At 59.5% G+C, this 19,131-nt stretch carries 17 protein-coding genes; 11 read left to right on the top strand and 6 right to left on the bottom strand.

Annotated elements, in window-relative coordinates; all coding sequences use genetic code 11:
* Window positions 1-76: 76 nt before the first annotated feature.
* Window positions 77-1,150 carry a class I SAM-dependent methyltransferase gene (locus CJ255_RS16490; RefSeq protein ID WP_097645196.1) on the bottom strand — a complete coding sequence of 358 codons (1,074 nt, stop codon included), beginning with the start codon at window positions 1,148-1,150 and terminating at the stop codon, window positions 77-79.
* Between the two features lie 310 nt (window positions 1,151-1,460).
* On the opposite strand from CJ255_RS16490, the gene CJ255_RS16485 reads away from it, so the two are divergent.
* The 6 genes from CJ255_RS16485 (at window position 1,461) to CJ255_RS16460 (ending at window position 5,384) form a co-directional block, all read left to right on the top strand.
* Window positions 1,461-2,255, top strand: a complete 795-nt coding sequence (locus tag CJ255_RS16485; protein ID WP_165774757.1) for a DUF1361 domain-containing protein — start codon at window positions 1,461-1,463, stop codon at window positions 2,253-2,255.
* A gap of 92 nt (window positions 2,256-2,347) precedes the next feature.
* Window positions 2,348-2,863: a MogA/MoaB family molybdenum cofactor biosynthesis protein gene (locus tag CJ255_RS16480; RefSeq protein ID WP_097645194.1), complete on the top strand. Its 516-nt coding sequence runs from the start codon at window positions 2,348-2,350 to the stop codon at window positions 2,861-2,863.
* 91 nt (window positions 2,864-2,954) lie between these two features.
* The gene (locus CJ255_RS16475) at window positions 2,955-3,590 is read left to right on the top strand and encodes a 4-vinyl reductase (protein WP_097645193.1); all 636 of its coding nucleotides are present in this window, start codon (window positions 2,955-2,957) and stop codon (window positions 3,588-3,590) included.
* Between the two features lie 107 nt (window positions 3,591-3,697).
* Entirely contained in the window at window positions 3,698-3,907 is a 210-nt protein-coding gene (gene yidD / locus CJ255_RS16470) for a membrane protein insertion efficiency factor YidD (RefSeq protein WP_097645192.1), read from the top strand.
* A gap of 330 nt (window positions 3,908-4,237) precedes the next feature.
* On the top strand, window positions 4,238-4,915 hold the full coding sequence (locus CJ255_RS16465) for an RNA polymerase sigma factor (protein ID WP_097645197.1): 678 nt from the start codon (window positions 4,238-4,240) through the stop codon (window positions 4,913-4,915).
* A gap of 4 nt (window positions 4,916-4,919) precedes the next feature.
* On the top strand, window positions 4,920-5,384 hold the full coding sequence (locus tag CJ255_RS16460) for an anti-sigma factor (RefSeq protein ID WP_097645191.1): 465 nt from the start codon (window positions 4,920-4,922) through the stop codon (window positions 5,382-5,384).
* A gap of 217 nt (window positions 5,385-5,601) precedes the next feature.
* Here CJ255_RS16460 and tasC read toward each other — a convergent pair whose 3' ends face one another.
* Window positions 5,602-8,109 (bottom strand): sortase-dependent surface protein TasC, encoded by a 2,508-nt coding sequence (gene tasC, locus CJ255_RS24715; RefSeq protein ID WP_124681977.1) that lies wholly within the window; start codon window positions 8,107-8,109, stop codon window positions 5,602-5,604.
* Between the two features lie 42 nt (window positions 8,110-8,151).
* Window positions 8,152-9,039, bottom strand: a complete 888-nt coding sequence (gene srt / locus CJ255_RS16445; protein ID WP_097645188.1) for a dedicated sortase — start codon at window positions 9,037-9,039, stop codon at window positions 8,152-8,154.
* Between the two features lie 415 nt (window positions 9,040-9,454).
* On the opposite strand from srt, the gene CJ255_RS16440 reads away from it, so the two are divergent.
* The 3 genes from CJ255_RS16440 (at window position 9,455) to CJ255_RS16430 (ending at window position 11,758) form a co-directional block, all read left to right on the top strand.
* Window positions 9,455-10,273: a 6-carboxytetrahydropterin synthase gene (locus CJ255_RS16440; RefSeq protein WP_097645187.1), complete on the top strand. Its 819-nt coding sequence runs from the start codon at window positions 9,455-9,457 to the stop codon at window positions 10,271-10,273.
* Between the two features lie 16 nt (window positions 10,274-10,289).
* Window positions 10,290-10,976, top strand: coding sequence for a GTP cyclohydrolase I FolE (gene folE, locus CJ255_RS16435; protein ID WP_097645186.1), 687 nt, complete (start codon window positions 10,290-10,292; stop codon window positions 10,974-10,976).
* Between the two features lie 77 nt (window positions 10,977-11,053).
* Window positions 11,054-11,758, top strand: a complete 705-nt coding sequence (locus CJ255_RS16430; RefSeq protein WP_097645185.1) for an SDR family oxidoreductase — start codon at window positions 11,054-11,056, stop codon at window positions 11,756-11,758.
* An 11-nt stretch (window positions 11,759-11,769) separates the two neighbouring features.
* On the opposite strand, the gene CJ255_RS16425 is transcribed toward CJ255_RS16430, so the two are convergent.
* Window positions 11,770-11,949, bottom strand: a complete 180-nt coding sequence (locus CJ255_RS16425; RefSeq protein ID WP_097645184.1) for a hypothetical protein — start codon at window positions 11,947-11,949, stop codon at window positions 11,770-11,772.
* Between the two features lie 323 nt (window positions 11,950-12,272).
* Between CJ255_RS16425 and CJ255_RS16420 the strand changes: the two genes are divergently transcribed.
* Window positions 12,273-13,028 carry an SDR family oxidoreductase gene (locus CJ255_RS16420; protein ID WP_097645183.1) on the top strand — a complete coding sequence of 252 codons (756 nt, stop codon included), beginning with the start codon at window positions 12,273-12,275 and terminating at the stop codon, window positions 13,026-13,028.
* 130 nt (window positions 13,029-13,158) lie between these two features.
* Window positions 13,159-14,127 carry an LLM class F420-dependent oxidoreductase gene (locus tag CJ255_RS16415; RefSeq protein ID WP_097645182.1) on the top strand — a complete coding sequence of 323 codons (969 nt, stop codon included), beginning with the start codon at window positions 13,159-13,161 and terminating at the stop codon, window positions 14,125-14,127.
* Between the two features lie 1,852 nt (window positions 14,128-15,979).
* Here the strand turns inward: CJ255_RS16415 and CJ255_RS25115 are convergent.
* Together CJ255_RS25115 and CJ255_RS16395 are read right to left on the bottom strand one after the other, a co-directional pair.
* Entirely contained in the window at window positions 15,980-16,432 is a 453-nt protein-coding gene (locus CJ255_RS25115) for a hypothetical protein (RefSeq protein WP_500681117.1), read from the bottom strand.
* Window positions 16,433-16,935: 503 nt separating this feature from the next.
* A complete protein-coding gene (locus tag CJ255_RS16395) occupies window positions 16,936-18,975 on the bottom strand; it encodes a CHAT domain-containing protein (protein WP_097645179.1) in 2,040 nt (679 codons plus the stop codon).
* Window positions 18,976-19,131 lie beyond the last annotated feature (156 nt).

Raw genomic sequence — 19,131 nt, 5'->3', positions numbered from 1 at the left:
ACTGGCGTTGGAGTGCCGGCTTTAGCCGGCTAAAGCCGGCACTCCAACGCGTGCCCACTAGCTTTTCAGACAGCTTCTAAACACGAGGCTTTTCCACCAAAATAAAATAACTACCACAGCGCATCCAGCCAAAGAGCCAGAGATCCAGTTCCATCATCAGGGTAATGGCCTTGAGCGCAAGGTAGACGGGGCTGCCAGGGCGCAGTTGGCGACGGACACGGCGACGAGCGCGAATTTCGCGGGCGACACCAGCAGGCTGAGGTGTTGCCTCAGCGCTTTTGGCCTGCGTCACAGGCTGCGAGCGGCGACCGAGGGCTGCTTCGCCCAGCTTCATGACAATATGCTCAACAAAGGTGGTAAAGAGGCTATTCCAAAAGATCACCTTGACCGGACGCAGACCGGCGCGCTCAAAGGCGGCCAAGACATCCTCCCAGGTTTCGAGCGCCTTGATGTGATCCGATTTACGCCGTGCTTCCCGCGAAAAATCGTAGACTCCGGCACGCACAAAGAGCCGTCCGATCCGTCGGCTGATGTTGATCAACGGCTGGATCGGTGACAGCTCACGGGTGTTTGAAAAGGCCAGCATGCGCCCACCTGGGCGCAGGATCCGCGCACTCTCAGCGAGGTAGGTATCAATCACCTCGCGGGGGAAATGCTCCAGGATGTCAATCGCGAACGCCTTATCGAAACTGCCGTCGGCAAAAGGCAAACTGCGCGAATCGGCTTGCGCGAGTGCCACCTGGGTAAGCGCCTGATCGGCAAAGAGGGTGGCGGGATCGCTGCCCACCATCAACCCAACCTGGTCTGCGTTCCAAACCGCGTGTTTAGCACTCCCACAGCCATTATCGAGTACCACATCGGTGGACTGGAAGGCGAGCAAACGGCGCAGCGTGCGATCACGCACCCCCGCCGCGAGCAACGCCGGGGCCAATTCGCGGTAATCCAACTCCTCGGCCAACTCCGCCTCATCGGTGACATACTTAGAGACATAGTCGTAGGCAGCACCACTGGGCATGAGATCGATATAGCCAGCATGGATCGGATAGACAGTATGGCAACCGGCACAATGCAGCCCAGCAGCCTCGACAAACAGATCGCGTGAACGACAGGTCGGACATTGGAGCAGAGGAAAGAGTTTGCGGATAAGCATAGTGAACGTTATCTTACCCGATCTCGCCAATGCGTCAATCCGGGGGTTGGGTGAGGCTTCGCCTCCCTCAAAAAAACCTTTTGTTCGGTTTTGGCGGCTTCGCCGCCAAAACCGAACAAAAAACGAAGTTTGGGGCGTAGCCCCAACGCAGGTTTTAGAGGCTGTCTGAAAAGTCTATGAACTGGCGTTGGAGTGCCGGCTTCAGCCGGCTGAAGCCGGCACTCCAACACGTACCCACTAGTTTTTCAGACAGCTTCTTAGGGCAGCAGCCCGAAACCTCATGCACATGGGGCGTAGCCCCAACGAGGTTATGACAAAAAAGATATTGCACACCGCGCATTATTTTGTAATCATGAATGGCAACCTGCAATCTACAATCCGCAATCTGCAATCTACAATCCGCAATCTACAATTAAGGAGACCACCAATGAGCATCCTTCATCTTTCTGGCGTGCGCCTCTTGCTACCTTGCATTGCTTCCAGCCTATTGGCAATCGGGATGCTGGTGGGGCGGAACTACATGGGTCATCAGGGCTACTGGTTTCTGATCTGGAACCTCTTTTTGGCTTGGCTGCCCTATTGTGCAGCGATCTGGATGGCCTGGGTAGTCCAGCGGAAGCAGACCAGCCTTTGGTTAACCCTGCTACCGATAGGCATACTTTGGATCCTCTTCTTACCCAATGCCCCCTACCTTCTGACCGACATCGTGCATATTTTCGGCATGCACTTCGTCTGGTGGTACGACATTGGCATTCTCTTCAGCTTTGCCTGGGCAGGTTTGCTCTTGGGGGTGGCCTCATTGCACATTATGGCCGAACTGATTGCGACGCGCTATGGTTGGTTGGCAGGCTGGGGCGTTGTGCTAGTTACCGCCGGGCTCAGCGGTATCGGCGTCTATGTTGGCCGCTTTCTACGCTGGAACTCGTGGGACGCCATTCTACGCCCGCGCATTTTGGCCCACGATCTGCTGAACATCTTCAGTGATCCAAGCACCTACCCCCGGCTGATTGGGGTCAGTGGCTTTATTGCCTGCGTCATGCTGGTTGGCTACCTGATGATTATTAGCGTGCAACCACGCAACATCAGCAATAGCCAAAAGGTGTAGCTTCACACCTATGCAAGCTTGCGCCCCCACAACTTGCCTACGTGTGGTACGATAGCACATACCAAAAATCAGCGTGATATGGTACAGAACCTATGGGCCACCAAGAGCATGAAGAGCGAGCCAAAGCTGAACGGAGCGGTGCGTTACCCTGTGGCGTACTTACCATCAGCGATACTCGTAGTCCCGAAACCGATACGAGTGGGAGCGCCATTCGCGCAGCCCTCACCGCAGCAGGCCATGATGTGGTAAGATATGGCGTAGTGCATGATGAACCTGATGTCATTGTAACTCTCGTCAAGAGCTACGCTGCCGAGGGTTGCAAGCTGGTCATTACCAACGGTGGTACCGGCATTGCCCGTCGCGATAGTACCATAGACGCCATCGAGACGCTGCTCGACAAACGTCTACCTGGTTTCGGTGAAATCTTTCGTATGCTCTCATACGCTGAGATTGGGCCAGCCGCTATGCTCTCGCGGGCTACCGCTGGTGTGCATCAAGGAGCACTCATCTTCTGTCTACCCGGTTCGCTTGCAGCCGTACAGTTGGCATTAGAGCAGTTGCTCATACCACAACTCGATCACCTCGTCTGGGAGACGGTACGATCGTGATCGCGTGGTAACAAATATCTGGTATAGTATAGAACATCGCAGCGTCAATTCTGCCGTTCTCTGCGTAGCTGTGTAAGGAGCCAGAGAGCCCATGACCTCAGTAGAAGCCTTCCGCGGCCTGCACTACCCCAATAGGATCGGTCGTCTCTGCTTCCTGTCGCTTGAAGAGGTGATGGGCGCCAATGGCGTTAAGGCTCTGCTGCGTTTGGCTGAGCTAAACCAGTATCTCGAAGCCTACCCACCCAACGATCTGAAACGCGAATTTCCCTTTGAGGCGATCTCTCAGTACTCGGTTGCGCTCGGAACCATGTACGGGCCGCGCGGTGCGCGTGGCCTTGAGCTTCGTGCGGGGCGTGTCGCCTTCACGCTTGGCCTCAAAGAGTTTGGCCCCCTGCTTGGTATGGCCGACTTGGCCCTCAAGCTGATGCCAATCACCATGAAGCTGAAGATCGTACTTAACGCCACCGCCCAAACATTTGACCGCTTTAGCGATCAGTCAAGCCATGTCGAAGAGGAGCGCGGCCAGTTCGTCTATCACATCACCCGCTGCTCCAATTGCATCACCCGCCCCGAACCCGGCCCCGTCTTCTACATTGCCCGTGGCATTATCGAAGAGGCTACCGCTTGGGTCTCCGGCGGACGCCGCTTCGCTGTTGAGCAGTGTTCCTGTATGGCCCAAGGGGCATCAACCTGTAGCTTCAACATTAGTAAAGAACCGCTTGAGTAGTTGCCGCTTGGCAGTACTCATTGGTTGGTACCGTGGCGTAGGGTTGTGCGGAGGGGTTCTGTTACCCCTCCGTCTTTTCCCGTTTGATCGCCTAGCAACCCCTCCCTATGCGCTGGCTTGTACTGAAACTGATTCGCTTCTACCAGTTGGCTATTTCGCCTTGGTTGCCACCGAGTTGTATCTATACGCCTACCTGCTCCCAATATGGGCTTGAGGCGGTGAGTAAGCATGGTGTGCTCAAGGGCGGTTGGCTGACCCTCAAGCGCATTGCCCGTTGTCACCCCTTTGCCAAGGGAGGGCACGATCCGGTGCCGTAGGGGTGAGAACAGGCGAACAGAGGAACAGGTGAATAGAGAACAGGCGAACAGAGGAACAGGCGAACAGGAGAACAGGAGAACAGAGAACAGGCGAACAGACTACTTCGCCTCTTCGCCTCTTCGCCTCTCCGCTGCTTCGTTTCTTCGCCTCTCCCAGCCACATGCAACCTTTAGCCTACCGTGTTCGTCATACTTAATACCGGGCGCACTCAGTCCAAAGTCGTGGCCCGCCATCTGCCCCTTGGGCGATGCCCGTTGGCTTACCATGTGCAATACTAAGAGCCACGAGGGAATGATGACGGCGCGTAGCGCCAGGAAAGGGTGAAACCGGTGGCTGAACCATCGCGTGAACTGATAAGACTGGCCCAACAGGGTGACCAGCACGCCCTGACCCAATTGGTGCTAGGGCAGCAGCACTATGTGTATAGCATTGCGATGAGTGTGCTGAAGAATCCGGAGGATGCCGCTGACCTTTCCCAGGAGGCGTTCATCCGCTTGTTCCGTGCGCTTCCACAATACAATGGCGAAAGCCGCTTTACCACATGGCTCTATCGGCTGGTGGTGAACCTCTGCCGTGATGAGTTGCGCCGCCGTGGCCGCCAAGTGCCGATTATGCCCCCTAACCCCGATGAGGAGCAGAGCGATCAGATGGCGAGTGTGGCCGATGAAGATCGCTGGAGCGATCCGGCTCAAGCGTTGGCTTCTCGTGAATTGCGTAACCAAGTACGCCAAGCCCTTGAGCAACTTGAAGAACACTATCGCCTCGTGTTGGCGCTCTACTACTTTGAGGATATGCGGTATACCGACATCTCCGACGTCCTCGATATTCCGCTCAATACGGTGAAGAGCCACATCCGTCGTGGCAAAGAGCGCCTTGCAGCAATTATGGAGACACAAGAACAACCTCCATCTGCACATAGCATCGCTCAAGCGAACCAGACGGAACATTGTGGTCCTTGCCCAGGAGCAGCACCGCTACGCTTGATGTTTGGAGGCACAGGGAGGTAATGCAATGAACCCAACGCCCCAAGAACCGAACCGTGATCCTGATGATGGCTTGGATGCGCTGCTACGTCAAGAAACGCGCTGGGAGGCACCACCTGATCTGACGCTGCGCCTGCTTAACCTTGTGCCAGGTGCCCCGCTGATGCCTAGCCTCCCACCTCAGCCTCAGCCCAAGCCATGGTACAGTACCCTCGTGCTTGTTCTCACTGCCATTGCCGTTGGGCTTTCGCTCGCAGTTGCATGGCAACTCTACGCTACCCTTGGTGCCGAATTGGGGCTTACCGCCATCTTTGAACAACTGCGCCACGCGCCACTCATCGGCATGCAGCGCCTCTATGAGGCCGTTCCCATGTCACAATATGCAATCGAGGTACTCCTCGCCGTCCGTGAGCAATTGCATTGGCTGCTGTTAGCACTTGTTCTCTGGTTGGCTTTTGATGGCTGGAAGCCATCCCTGAAGCGCGTAAGGTAGGAGGTTAGGAAGTAGGAAATAGGAAGTAGGTTGGCGGCACAGGATGCGCTGCATGCCCCCCAAATAGTACAAGCGTATGGGAACGTAGTTCCCATACGCTTGTATTGTTTCTGGCACGGGTTCACTTGCCGGGATGTGGGGGAACCATGTTCCCCCACTAATCTTGGGACGCCATGTTCGGCAATCGGCAATCGGCAATCTACAATCGTAAATGGTATTAGATGCGCTCGCGGGCACGGTGCAAACGCCACGTCCGCGTGAAGAGCGTCATGCCCAGCAGCAGAATGCCCAAGAAGGGTACGCCTGTACGCGTATCGGGCAACGGAGCAGCGGTTGGCGGTTCACCAGCCGCAGCAACAGGTTCTGCCGTGGCGGTCGTGGCTGTGACTGTGGCTGTGGTTGGTGTTGGGGATGCCCCAGCGGCGACTGGCTCTGCTACCGTATCGGTAGGCTCCGGGGATTCGGTTGCAACTGCCGTTGCAGCAGTAGCCGTGGGGGACGGATCGGTCGCGGGAACCCCTGTAACCAACTGGCCAACCGTGGGTTGCAACGAGCCAACCACCTGCACCGAAACGATGTTAGAGAAGAGCGCCTGCGCGAGGCCGTCATAAAGCAGTTGGCCTTGAGCCACCAGGAGCGTTCCAGCCGCAACGTTGGGCCTAATGCGCGTTGCAATGGTCAACTCAACCCCTTCGCCGGGCGCAAGTTGTTCGAGGCGCTGGACAATCTCTTGACCATTCAAGCTAGGATCGGCCCCACGGTCGGCACGCGCATCAAGCACCTCAAGGTTATCGGGCATCACCACACGTAGCGCAAGGTTACGCATGGTTGCGTCTTGGCTCACTTGGCTTACCAGGACAGCATTGTCAGCAACAGGCAAGAAGAACACCTTCTGGCCAGACAAACTGCCACTGGCAGCTCCACCATGCGTATTGCGTAGCACGAGGGTATAGTTGACCTGCTGGCCAGGGTAGGCGCTCCCCCAATCGCTGGCCATGCGGAAGAAGAGATCGCCTTCACGGGCCATGCCACTAATGACCGTGGGGGCAGTTGTTGCTTCAGCCTCGGGACTAGCTTCTGGCGTTGGCACAGCTTGAGTAGGCGCAACGGCAGGTGGCACCACTTGGGGCGGTGGCGGCGGAGCGGTGGGACGCACTACCGGAGGCGCTGGCGCTGGCGCTGGTGGCGGCGGCGGTGGTGGTGGCGGTAGCGGCGGTTCAGTTGGCAACACCCCCGGATCAGGCGGTGCCGGTGGCGCTAACGGATAGTCCGTCGGCGGCGGTGGCGGCGGTGCCGGCGCACCTGGTGGTGCTGGAGGCGGCGGCTGCGGATCACTCGGCGGCGGCGGCTGCGGATCACTCGGCGGCGGCGGCTGTGGATCACTCGGCGGCGGCGGCTGCGGATCACTCGGCGGCGGCGGCTGCGGATCGCTCGGCGGCGGCGGCGCAGCCGTGGGTGGCGGTGGCGGCTCCGCAGTAGGCGGAGGCACTGGGGTCTCAGTCGCACCCGGCACCGGGGTCTCAGTCACACCCGGCACTGGCGTTGCGATAGGCGACTGATCGGGAGGTATCGTATTGGTAGGCGGCGGTGGCTGCACCGGATCGCCACTTACGCGCACACTCACCGAAGCACTCGCCCCGTTCACTGAAGCAGTATTGGGAATAACCGTACCAGCGGCTACGGTTGTACGCACCCGTACCTGGATCGTCACGCCCGCTGGTTCTTCGGCAGAGACATTCAGGGTACAACGCACAGTCTGACCAGATGAACAGCTTCCAGCAGATGTGCTAACACTCGAGAACTCCAAATTGCTATCAAGCACATCTTCCAAGGTAAACTGTGAAGTACCGGAACGTGTTGAGATAACCTGAATACTATAGCTAAACTGCTGACCAGGCGCAGCCTCGCGCAACGAGGAATTCTTGATAACTCGCAAGCCCTCAACTGTAGGCGACGGTATCGGCGATGGGGTTACAGGTTCACTCGTGGGCGTCTGCGTAGGGTCGCCATTGATGGCCGTGGGTGTCACCGTCGCATCGCCATTGATGGCCGTGGGCGTCTGCGTAGGGTCGCCATTGATGGCCGTGGGTGTCACCGTCGCATCGCCATTGATCGCCGTGGGTGTCACCGTCGCATCGCCATTGACCGCCGTGGGCGTCACCGTCGCATCGCCATTGACCGCCGTGGGTGTCACCGTCGCATCGCCATTGACCGCCGTGGGTGTCACGGTTGCTTCGTCTGTTGCTTCCGCCGTCGGCGTATCGGCAGGTTCAGGCGTATTCGTTGGGGTACGGGTACGGGTCGGTGCCTGTTGGATCTCTGCCGACGACGTTGGTGTAGGCGTATCGGCCCGGAGGGGCGTAGAGGTAGGTATCACAACCGGCGTATCGGTGGGTGGTGGCCCAACCCCACCATTGCCTTCGCCGGTACCCGGAGTAGGCGCGGGTGGTACTGGCGTCGCGGGAGCCCCTCCTGGGGCGGGTTCACCATTCTCACCGTTGCTTGGTTCACCATTCTCGTCGTTGGTGGGCGCACCATTCTCGCCGTTAGTCGGATCACTCTCGGCAGCAGGCACTGGTGGCGCGAAGATCAGGCGTGATGCTTCGGCGTAGAGCGGAAAGGCGATCATGATCACGCTGACAACAATGAGCGTGATCTCCCACGGCGTCCAGCGCGCCGGTCCACGGCTGGGCGGTGACGGGTGCCCCCGTTTAGGAGACTGCATATCAACTCCTCGTTCGTAACCAACCACAAGGCGAAGCCTTGCCTAGAGCGGATGGGCCTCTGCCAAATCGGCAACAACAATCAGGCGTTGCAAATCCCAATTGGTACAGGTAATCAAGGTGAGTACTGGGGTGGGTGTAGGTGCCATGACTTCAACCTGGTGGGGCCAGACATTGACTAGGCTACGCACATGGTAGGTATAGCGCCAATTGCCGGTCTCAACCACCACCTGATCGCCCGGCTTCAGGCGACCAAGGTCGCGGAAGACGGCACCACGCAACCCAGCGTGGCCTGAGATGACGCTATTGCCCACCAGCCCGGGCAACGCGGTGCCGTGGTGGTAGCCCGCAGCATATTCAGCCACCTGCCAGACACCATTGCTCAAAAAGACTTCATCAACCCGCATTGAGGCATCAATGGATGGGAGATGCAGGCGTTGAGGGCGCGGATCCGTTGTTGCCGTTGCACTACGTTCGTGCATAGGCTGTGGCACCAAAAAAGCATCGCGCTGGCTCGGCAGATCGGCTGAGGCTTCAAGGCCATCTTCGGGCCGTGTGAAGGGCAGGGCCAGCCCAAGTTGATCGGTAGTCTCAAGCGTTTGGGCATGACTCACCGCTACGTTAGAAGCAAGCTCAACGGGGGCAGTATGTGCTGCGTTCCGCGCATAGAGCCAATCACGCCCATAGCCATCGGCCAGCCAATAGACAAAGGCTGCGAGGACAGCCACCACCAGGACACGCTCAACCACCGAGAGGGCGCGATCAACCCAGGTACGAAAAAGAAAACCGCGCAACGCCTCGGCACGCTGTTGCGTAGTCGAACGCAGACGGGTCGGGCGCATCTGACCACAACGGCTCGGCACCTCACTAGTCAGCAAGGCGCTGAGGATATCATCTTCTTGGGGTTGTTGGGAGGGAGTTGAACGGGCCATGCCTCAGACTTCGCGCAGGTCGCGGGGGGCACACGATAAGCCAAGCGTGCTTGGCTAGGGGTAGTGTGTATTATAAAGGCAGCACTGCTGAGATGCAACACATTCTCATCATGATCAACGTTGATTTTGGTAAAAATCCCTAGGGGTTGTTGGGGCTGCGCCCCGCCGCTGGCTGAGCCTGTCGAAGCCAAGCTTCGCCTCCCACGCACTCCCACAGAGGAGTAATGTGCAAGGTATTGACAAAAGCTTTGCAAAAGGTGTATAATACCCAAGCATCGAGCATGCTCAACCAATAACTATGGTAAGGATAGTTTCAAGCCACGTTACCGTTTGGAGGCATGCAGCGCATCCTAATGCCACAAACCTATCTTCTATTTTCTCGTTTCTATATCCTTACCCATGTAGGAAAACCATTATGCTTACCGCAACTCGCCGCTTCGAGTTTTCAGCAGCCCACCGCTACTGGCGCGATGACTGGAGCCAAGCAGAGAATCAGCGCGTCTTTGGGAAATGTATCAGCCCCTATGGCCACGGGCATAATTATACCCTTGATGTTACCATTACAGGTACCCTCGATCCGCGCACGGGCATGGTTATGAATATGACCGAGCTGAAGGCGTTGGTGAATGAGGTACTGGAGGAGTTTGACCACAAGCACCTCAATGAGGATACGCCCTATTTTAAGGATCAGCTTCCTACCACCGAGAATCTTGTGCGCGTCCTTTGGCAACTGATCGCAGCTCACCTGCCCACCGTCGCCCGCCTCGCCCACCTGCGCATCTACGAACAACCCGACCTCTGGGCCGACTATGATGGTGCGGAGGAGACCACCTTCGCCCGCGCCTATAGTTTTGCCGCCGCCCATCGCCTGCACGCTCCTGCGCTTTCTGCTGAGGAGAACCGGGCTGTGTATGGCAAGTGCAACAACCCCAATGGCCACGGGCATAACTATACGCTTGAAGTGAGTGTGACTGGCCCCCACGATCCCGCAACAGGCATGGTGATCGATCTGGAAGCAATGGATCGCAGCGTGCGTGCCGTACTCGACCAACTCGATTTTTGCCATCTGGATCATGAAGTAGCCGCGTTTGCCGACAAGCCCTCGACCGCTGAGAACATTGTCGTCTACCTTTGGGACGAACTCGCGCCCCGCTTTGAGGGACGCCTGAGCCACCTCAAGCTCTGGGAGACCCGTAAGAATGTCTTTACCTATACCGGGCCACACTCGGTTTGAAAGAATGGAAAACCCTATGCCCAGCTTCCATACCAATGGACACCACCATACCGTTGCCGACTTTGACGAGCATGAGTACGAGCCGCTGATCGTGCGTGGACGCGGCAAGCTTGAGGGGGTTAGTTATAGCTCCGACCCCCGCACCGAGCATGCGGTGCGCGAAATCCTGATTGGCATCGGCGAACAGCCCGAACGCGAGGGGCTGCTCAAGACCCCCGCACGCGTGGCGAAGATGTACGCCGAATTGACCGCAGGTTACCATGTTGACCCCGATGCGCTGATCAACGATGCCATCTTTAGTGTGAGCTACGACGAGATGGTGTTGGTGAAGAATATTGACTTTTCGAGCCTCTGCGAACACCATATGCTCCCCTTTATGGGCCAGGTGCATGTGGCCTATATCCCACAGGGCAAAGTGGTGGGCCTCAGTAAAATCCCGCGCATTGTCGAGATGTTTGCCCGACGGTTGCAGGTGCAGGAGCGCATGACCGTGCAGATCGCCGACTTCATCAATGATCGGCTCGAACCGATGGGCGTAGCGGTGGTGGCTGAAGGGGTGCATATGTGCTCGGTGATGCGGGGCGTCAAAAAAGCCAACGCCAGCATGGTCACCTCGGCGATGCGCGGTATCTTCCGCGACGACCCCAAGACCCGCGCTGAATTCATGGCTCATGTCGGTCGGCCACGCTCCTTTGAGGGGTAGTAGAGAGTTACGTCAGGTGTTTGGGGCGGCTTCGCCGCCCCAAACACCTGACGTTAAGCTTTTGAGAAAGACCATCAATGACTCAACCAAAAACCATCCTGATTACCGGCGCGAGTCGTGGGATTGGGCGCGCAAGCGCGTTGGCCTTAGCCAACTCTGATGTGCGTCTCGTTTTAGCAGCGCGTTCTAGTGACCTCTTGGCCGAAACAGCGGGTGCTGCCGCTGCATTGGGCGCTCAGGTTAGCGATATGGCCTGTGATGTAACCCAAGAGGGCGATGTGCGGGCGCTCATGGCCCACGCGGCCTACGAGGGTGCGATTGATGTAGTGATCCACAGTGTCGGCGCGGCCCTCGTGAAGCCCTTCGAGCAGATTAGCCTTGCCGAATGGGAAGAGCAACTGCGGGTGCAACTCACGAGCCTCTTTCTGATCTGTAAATACAGCATGCCCCACCTGCACCGTGGCAGCCTACTGATCAACATTGGCTCGATTGCAGCCAAGCAAGCCTTCCCCGGCTGGGCCGCCTACAGCGCAGCGAAACACGCTACCCTTGGGCTGCTCGGCTCACTACGTGAAGAGCTGCGCCCACGCGGTATCCGCGTCACCTCGCTGCTTCCTGCCGCCACCGACACATCCCTCTGGGACAACGTGCCCGGCGAGTGGAACCGGGGTAATATGCTGCAACCCGAAGAGATTGCCGCCACGATTGTCAGCCTCGTCAACACCCCAGCCCACGTTGCGGTCGAAGAGGTAAGCATTGGACATGTGGTGGGTAAGTTATAGCATAGAGTAGCCTACGCTACCCGCCGCCGCACGCGGCGACGCATCTGCCAACGCCAAACAATATCGCGTTGCTGCTGCGGGCGGAAGTGTACCTCCTCATCCTCTGAGGTAGGTACTGCTTGCGCCTGCGCTTCGGTTTCCGTCTGGTTGCGTGACTCTGCTTGGGCTGTTGTTGCGCTTGGATTCACCATCTTAGTACCTTAGTGAAGGATACAGAAACGAGAAAATAGAAAATAGGCTTGCGGCATCAGGATGCGCTGAATGCCTCCAAACGGTAACGTGGCATGAAACCATCCCCTTTGACGGCGAAGCCGCCAACGGGGAAGAAAAAGTGATAGCTAAAAATACGCCCTCTACTAGTAAACCGTACCAACAACCAGAAAGTTACGCTTTGATGAATAGATTGTCATCTAGCCTACACCAGAGGAAGCTTGCTATAATATGGTTGAGCGTACTGTGTATGCAGGGGACACATACGCTGTGAGTGTGTCCCTATGTGAGGAGTGGTGTTACTATGGCTCAATTTATGAGTAAAGTGGCGCTGGTGACAGGTGGCGCGTCGGGGATTGGGCGGGCAACGGTGCTTGCGTTTGCCCAACATGGGGCGAAGGTGGTCGTGGCCGATATGGATGAGGCGGGTGGCAATGAGACGGTTGCCCTCGCACGCGCCGCGAATACCGATGCCCTCTTTGTACGTACCGATGTCTCTCAAGCTGCCCAAGTCCAAGCCCTCATCGCTGCGGCTGTGGAACAGTTTGGGCGGATTGATTTTGCTTTGAATAACGCTGGCATCGCGGGGAATCAGGCGCTGCTTGCCGATTACCCCGAAGAATCATGGGATCGCGTGATTGATATTAACCTCAAGGGTGTCTGGCTCTGTATGAAGTATGAGCTGCAACAGATGCTCAAGCAGGGCGGTGGGGTGATTGTCAATACCTCTTCAACCGCAGGCCAGAGTGGCTCACGCGGTGTTGCCGCCTATGTCGCCAGCAAACATGGCGTCGTAGGGCTCACCAAGGCGGCAGCTCTCGAATATGCACGCAAAAATATTCGCGTCAACGCCATCCTGCCCGGCACCATCCATACGCCCCTGATTGACACCTTTACCGGCGGTGATGACCGCATCATGCAACAATTTGTCGAAGCTGAACCCATAGGTCGCCTGGGCCGCCCTGAAGAGGCTGCCAATGCCGTCATCTGGCTCTGCTCCGATGGCGCCTCGTTTGTGACTGGGGCTACTCTGGCGGTTGATGGGGGACGTTTAGCCTAATCCCATTTCAGATTGTAGATTGCAGATTGCAGATTGCCGAACATGGCGTCCCAATGAGCTTTTGTGTCCTTGATGAGGCGGCATGTTCAAGGGTAATTGGTATAAATTAGGGTAGGAAATAGGAAGAATTATGGCTCTCCAATTTGGCACCTTTGTGCCCCAAGGTTGGCGCCTCGACCTCATGGAACTGAACGATCCGATTGAGAAGTATGAGGCTATGACCCGTGTTGCTACTGCGGTTGATGCTATGCCGGTCTATGATTCGATCTGGGTCTATGACCATTTTCATACTGTGCCCCGCATCGAACAAGAGACGGTCTTTGAGGCGTGGACAATTACTGCGGCGCTTGCCCGCGATACCAAACGGGTCAAGTTGGGCCAGATGGTTACCTGCATTGGCTACCGCAACCCCGCCCTCGCCGCCAAGATCGCCTCTACCGTGGATGTCCTGAGCCACGGGCGGCTCTATTGCGGGATTGGGGCAGGTTGGTACGAACACGAATGGCGCGCCTATGGCTATGGCTTCCCTGAAACCCGCGACCGCATGCGGGCGTTCCGCGAAGCCACCCAGATCATGGTGAAGCTTTGGACTGAGGAGACGCCTACGTTTGAGGGTGAATACTTCCAGATCCATGGCGCTATCAATGAACCCCGTGGCGTCCAGAAGCCCCATCCCTCCCTCTGGATCGGCGGCGGTGGCGAGCAGGTCACCCTGAAGTTGGTGGCGCAGTATGGGAACGCGGCCAATGTCTTGGGCGATCCGGCCACCATTCGCCACAAATGGGACGTTTTGCGTCAGCACTGTGACACGGTTGGCCGCGACTACGCGACGATTATTAAGTCTACCAATGCCAACATTGTCTTCCTCAAGCCGGGAGATGATCTCACTCGGGCAACGGAAGCGGTGCGTGCGACCTACAGGTGGAGCGTTGAGGATCTGCAGCGCAACGCGATTGTGGGCGAGCCAGCCTATGTGGTTGAACGCCTCGCCGCGCTGCGCGATGCTGGCGCTGATTACTTTATCACCTATTTCCCACGGATTGCCTACGATCACACGCCGTTGCATATCTTTGCGGAGGAGGTGGCACCGCTGCTATAGAGTTGGAGCAGAGCTACAGAGATATTCACCACAGAGACACAGAGGACACAGAGAGGTATACAGTATGGCTAGCGTCATTATTGACATTCGCTCCGCTGCAAACTCTGTGCGCTCGGTGCCTCTGTGGTGAAAGCCTCTGTAACTCTGCGCTTCGCGTCACCGCCGCTGGCGCGCAATCCAGCGGGCGAGGAGTGGTACGCGGAAGTGGAGGCCGTCTTCGCCTTCGCTGAGGAGTTCGCGTTCGAGGTAGAGCGTCACCAAGACCTCGCGCAGCGCGGTGTCGCGGATGGTGCTGGGGGTGCCGCCACGGGCTAGGTGGTGCAGAAGTTGCTGCGCGGCGGCTTGGTCGGGGCTGATGTTGAGCAGCCATTCCCAGATGCTGTGGAGGCCGGTGTCGCTGGCTTCAAAGAGCCTGGGGATGGCGGCATCAAGCGCTTCGGGGCCGAAGGGGGTGCCTGGTGGACTGTCGAGGGGCAGGCGGCGCCGTTCGGCGTTGTAGCCGCTGAGTAGCGCGTAGCCGAGTGCATGCAGCATATAGGGCTGCCCGCCGGTCAGGTAGAGCGCATGCTCGAGCGCGTCGTCGCTGTAGACCCCCGGGGGGAAGTTGGGATGGGGCTGGCTGAGGACGCGCTTGGCATCTTCGGGATCGAGGTAGCTCACCGCGATCTTCTGCACGCTCTTGAGCGCCTCGCGCCAGTGGGGGTTGCACTCGTTGAGCGTTGAGGTGCCGCAGAGCGCCACGGCGATGCGCGGGTGATGCTGGATGAGGCTGCGGATCAGGTTGAAGATGCGCTCATCGATCCGTCCGTGTTCTACCGCTTTGTCAATATGGTGGAATTCATCGAGGCTCAGCAGGAGCCAGCGTTGCGCTCCGAGTTGCGTCTCTACCGCGCTGATCCACTCCGCGAAGCAGCGGTAGGGATCGCTGCGTAGCTCGGCTTCAGGTAGCGGCGGCAGAGCCAAGGGGTCTGTTGCTCTCTGTGCCGCCTCTTGTATACCCTTTGTGCAACTGAGGAGCAGCCCCGCCGCATCTTCCGCGTTAGCGTGGCTCTGCATATCGAGAAAGACGGGAATGATGCGCGCCCCCAGGCGGCGCGGAAACTGTTGCAGCGCCGAGGTCTTGCCGGTACGCGGCTGGCCCAAGAGCAGCGGTGTGATCCGCATTGCGGAATTGGCTAGGAGATCCTCTAGCGTGCGAAAGAGATCGCTACGCCCGTGGAAGGAGGGAGCGCCCGCCTCAAGCACATTCCCTGGGCTATAGTAGAGCGGCAGCTCGCCGCTGCGCCGCAACTGCTCCGCCTGCTCCTGCGCCGCATCGTTCAACAACCGCTCCCAACTCTGGAGCGCCGCCGCATAGGCCAGCATACGTCCGCCGCTGCGGTTGAGCAGCGTAAGCTGCTGCTGCACCACCGCCACCTGATCACGCAGCCCATGCTCACGGGCGGTATAGGTAGCGGCCCCCAGCCCCTCGGCCACCGCGCGGCTCACCTGGCACAACGTAGTCAAGAGCGCCTGCTCATCATCAGGCAGCCCGGCAGCGGGCAGCCACGCCACAGCCGCAGCAAAGCCCGCGACGCGCTCTGGCGTCGTAGAGCGCTCCAACTCCGCCTGCACAATCAACTGCAACGCTTGGGGCACCACCCACCCCTGGCGCAGCGACGCGCCCACATCGGCCAGCGCCGCCTGGCACGCCGCGCGGTCGCGCTGCGCCAAGAGCGCCACATGCTCGGCTAGGCCATAGAGCGGCAACTGGATCACCTCATCAAAGTGGAGCGGCTGACGCCGCCAGAGGCGCGCCGCCGCCGCCGGCTCGCGCTGCGCCCGCCCACTAAGCCACATGCTCCAGAGGAGTTCAACGAGGTAGAGGGGCAGGCGCAGGAAGCTGATGATGAAGGCAACGCCCCCGGCAACGCCCCAGGCAACGCCCCAGGCAACGCCCACGGCAACGCCCACGGCAACGCCCACGGCAACGCCCACGGCAACGCCCACGGCAACGCCCACGGCAACGCTCCAGGCAACGATCCAGGCAACGCTCCAGGCAACGCTCCAGGCAACGCTCCAGGCAACGCCCCAGGCAACGCCCCAGGCAACGCCCCAGGCAACGCCCCAGGCAACGCCCCAGGCAACGCCCCAGGCAACGCCCCAGGCGATCAGAAAAATTTGATCCGCGACTGGGGCTAAGAAAGCAAGGGGAAGGCGGCTGAACACCACCGCAATCAGGCCATCTAAACCGGGTATGAAGCGAACCAGGAGTGGCCCTCCCAAAAAGAGCAGCAGCAAGAAGAGCAAAAAGCCCCCAGTCCACCCTCCCGCCCGCTCAGGGAAGCGTTGGTGCAAACCATCGCTGATGGCGCTGCCCAGCGTCCAGCCGAAGACCACCAAGAGGGCGGATCCCCAGTTGAAACCATCGGGCAGCAAGAGGCTGAGCAGGCCCCCGAGCAGTAGCGTGCCGCCGAGGGGCATTGTGAGCAGCAGCAGACGACGGGCGCGGCAGAGCGCCTGGAAGCGCGGATCGGCGGCGACGGCGTCGCGCACCTGCCACACCTGTAGATCCTCATCGAGATCCTCGTGGATCGCCTTGGCGTAGCGGCGCAGGGTGAGGGGTTTGAAGAAGAGCCAGTAGAGGAGGGTGAGAGGGTTCATGGGAGGAACAGGAGAACAGAGGAACAGGGGAACAGGGGAACAGGGAGCAGGGAGCAGGGAGCAGGGAGCAGGGAGCAGGGGAGCAGGGGAGCAGGGGAGCAGGAGAGCAGGGAGCAGGGGAACAGGGGAACAGGGGAACAGGGAGCAGGAAGCAGGGGAACTGCCTCACGCCCCATCCCCGCTTAGGTAGGTCACTGTTTGCCAGACTTCATCCACTTTGCGGGCGAGGATGGTGGCGGCGTCGGGGGTGAGGCTGCCGCTGAGGGTGTGGAGCGGACTGGCGGTGAGGGGGCGACCCTTCATTTTGTAGAGCTGGTCGCTCGCTGCTTGCAGGCGTAGCGGGTGGTCTTGGCCCACGGCGAGGGCGAGTTCCACCTCTGCGGGGCTGAAGGGGCGGTCGTGGGGCTGGCGCACGAGCCGCGCGGACTCTGTGGCGCTGAAGCGGTCGAGGGTGTGGATGGCGCTGATGGCGTTGGGCATGTAGAAGCCTTTGAGTTCGGGGAGTTGGCGCAGCGGTTGGCGGGTGGTGATGATGATGGCCGCAAGTCGCGTTGAGTAGATCGAGCGCATCCAGCCGGCAAAGAGGCTGTCGAACTGCTGGGGGCGTTTGAGGATGTCGCGGAATTCGTCGAGTAGCAGGACGATGCGTAGTTGACCTGCTGCGGCCCATTCGATGATCTCGACGGTCTGTTCGGCAGAGGGGCAGAGCGCTGGTTCGTGCCAGAGTCGCTGCTGCAGGTCGTGTAGCTGCTCTTGGTCGCCTACCCCGGCGGGCATGTGGGGCAGCAGGTGGCAGACGAGGTGGCGATAGAAATGGGCGGGATCGGTAACTCTTCCCATGTCGAAGAGGATGGCATGGTAGCGGCCATAGGGGGCAAGGAGGCGGGGCAGTTTGGCTGCGAGGTAGGTGAGGAGGCTCGTCTTGCCTATGCGCGCTTCGCCCACTAGCGAACTGCTCTGCATGTTTTGCAGGCTCTCGACCAGTTCGATCACCGCTGTTTCGCGCCCAATGAAGCGCTCCACCGGGCAGACAGTGCCCGGCGTAAAGGGGTTGCCCTGCATTGGCGGCGGTGGCGGGCGCTGCCACATGGGTTGCTGGGGGAGCGGGGCTGGGGGAGCGGGCGCTTGCGCCGTCTGCTGCCACAAGCGTCCGTCGCCGCGCAGCCAGAGAACGGCTTGCCACCAGGGTTCGGCTTCGCCCAGGCTGGCGCGGGCCGCCGCGACGGCGCGGTCGATCTGGCCGTCGCGCATGATCTCGCGGACGAGCGGCGGGAAGAAGCGCTTCATGGTACCCATTGCAAGGCCACCCTGGAAGCCCAAGACGGCGGGGATGCCGGCACGGCGGGCCAACTCGGGGGCCAAGGCGCGTAGCGCCTGCTCCATTGAGGTCTCTGCGGCGCTGTAGCAGGAGGCGAGTACGATCAACTGCGGGCGTCTGCTGAGGCGCGCCACACTCTCCACCAACTCCTTCACCGGCACGGGGTGAGCTTGCCCGGTGGCATGCTCCAACCAGATGTAGGGGCCGTCGCTATGCGTTGTGGTGCCGTGGGCCACCAGAAAGACGAGGGGCTGTGGATCGCGCAACTGTTCAAGCAGCGCAGGGAGCGTCGCACGGGCATGCGCCTCGTGATGATCGCCCAGCAGCGTCACGGCGATACTCTTGCCCAGGGCGTGCTTGAGGCGCGCCACCGTCCCCTCCACGTCTATTTCAGCCAAGTCATACCTAGCGAGATCAATGGGGTTGGCGACCAGCAGCAGCGCCCGTAGTGCCGGACGGGGCGGCGGATCGCAGGGTGTCAGATCGGCGCTGGCGAGGATGCGTGCCCAACGCACCCGCTCATTGAGCGCCAAGGGCTGATCGTCATCCTGCGGATCGCGCAGCCGCTCCCAGTAGAGCGCGTGCAGCGCCGGGTCGGTAGCGGGCAGGCGCAAACACACCTGGAGATCGCCGTTGGCGGCGAAGCTGCGCGCCTGAAGCCACGCCTCACGTAAGGGGGTAGCGGCAAAAAATTGACGCCCCAACTCCGAGCCATAGGTCAGCGCATCCTGAGTGTGGGCCAACAACGCCTGCCGATCCAACGTCAGAGCAACCGCCTCGGCGAAGCATGTCGTCATCCCACCCGAGCCATAGTGCAGGTAGGCATCCACGAGGAGCGTACCATCCGCCTGCGAGCGCAGGTTGAATTCAAGGGTGGGGATGAGCATGGTGTGCTGGCCTTTTATGCGAGTGAGGAGTGACGAGTGACGAGTGACCTAGCTACCCGACAGTTTCATCCCGTGCGCTGGGGGCGCAGGGCTAAAGCCCTGCGCTGCTACGCGAAGCCCGCTTCGCGGGCTCAACCTGAAGGGTTCGCAGCCCGC

Origin of the sequence: Candidatus Viridilinea mediisalina, assembly GCF_002532535.1 — a bacterium.
Lineage (GTDB): Bacteria > Chloroflexota > Chloroflexia > Chloroflexales > Chloroflexaceae > Viridilinea > Viridilinea mediisalina.
The sequence above is the reverse complement of the archived record's forward strand: the minus strand, read 5'-3'. Positions and strand labels throughout refer to the sequence as shown.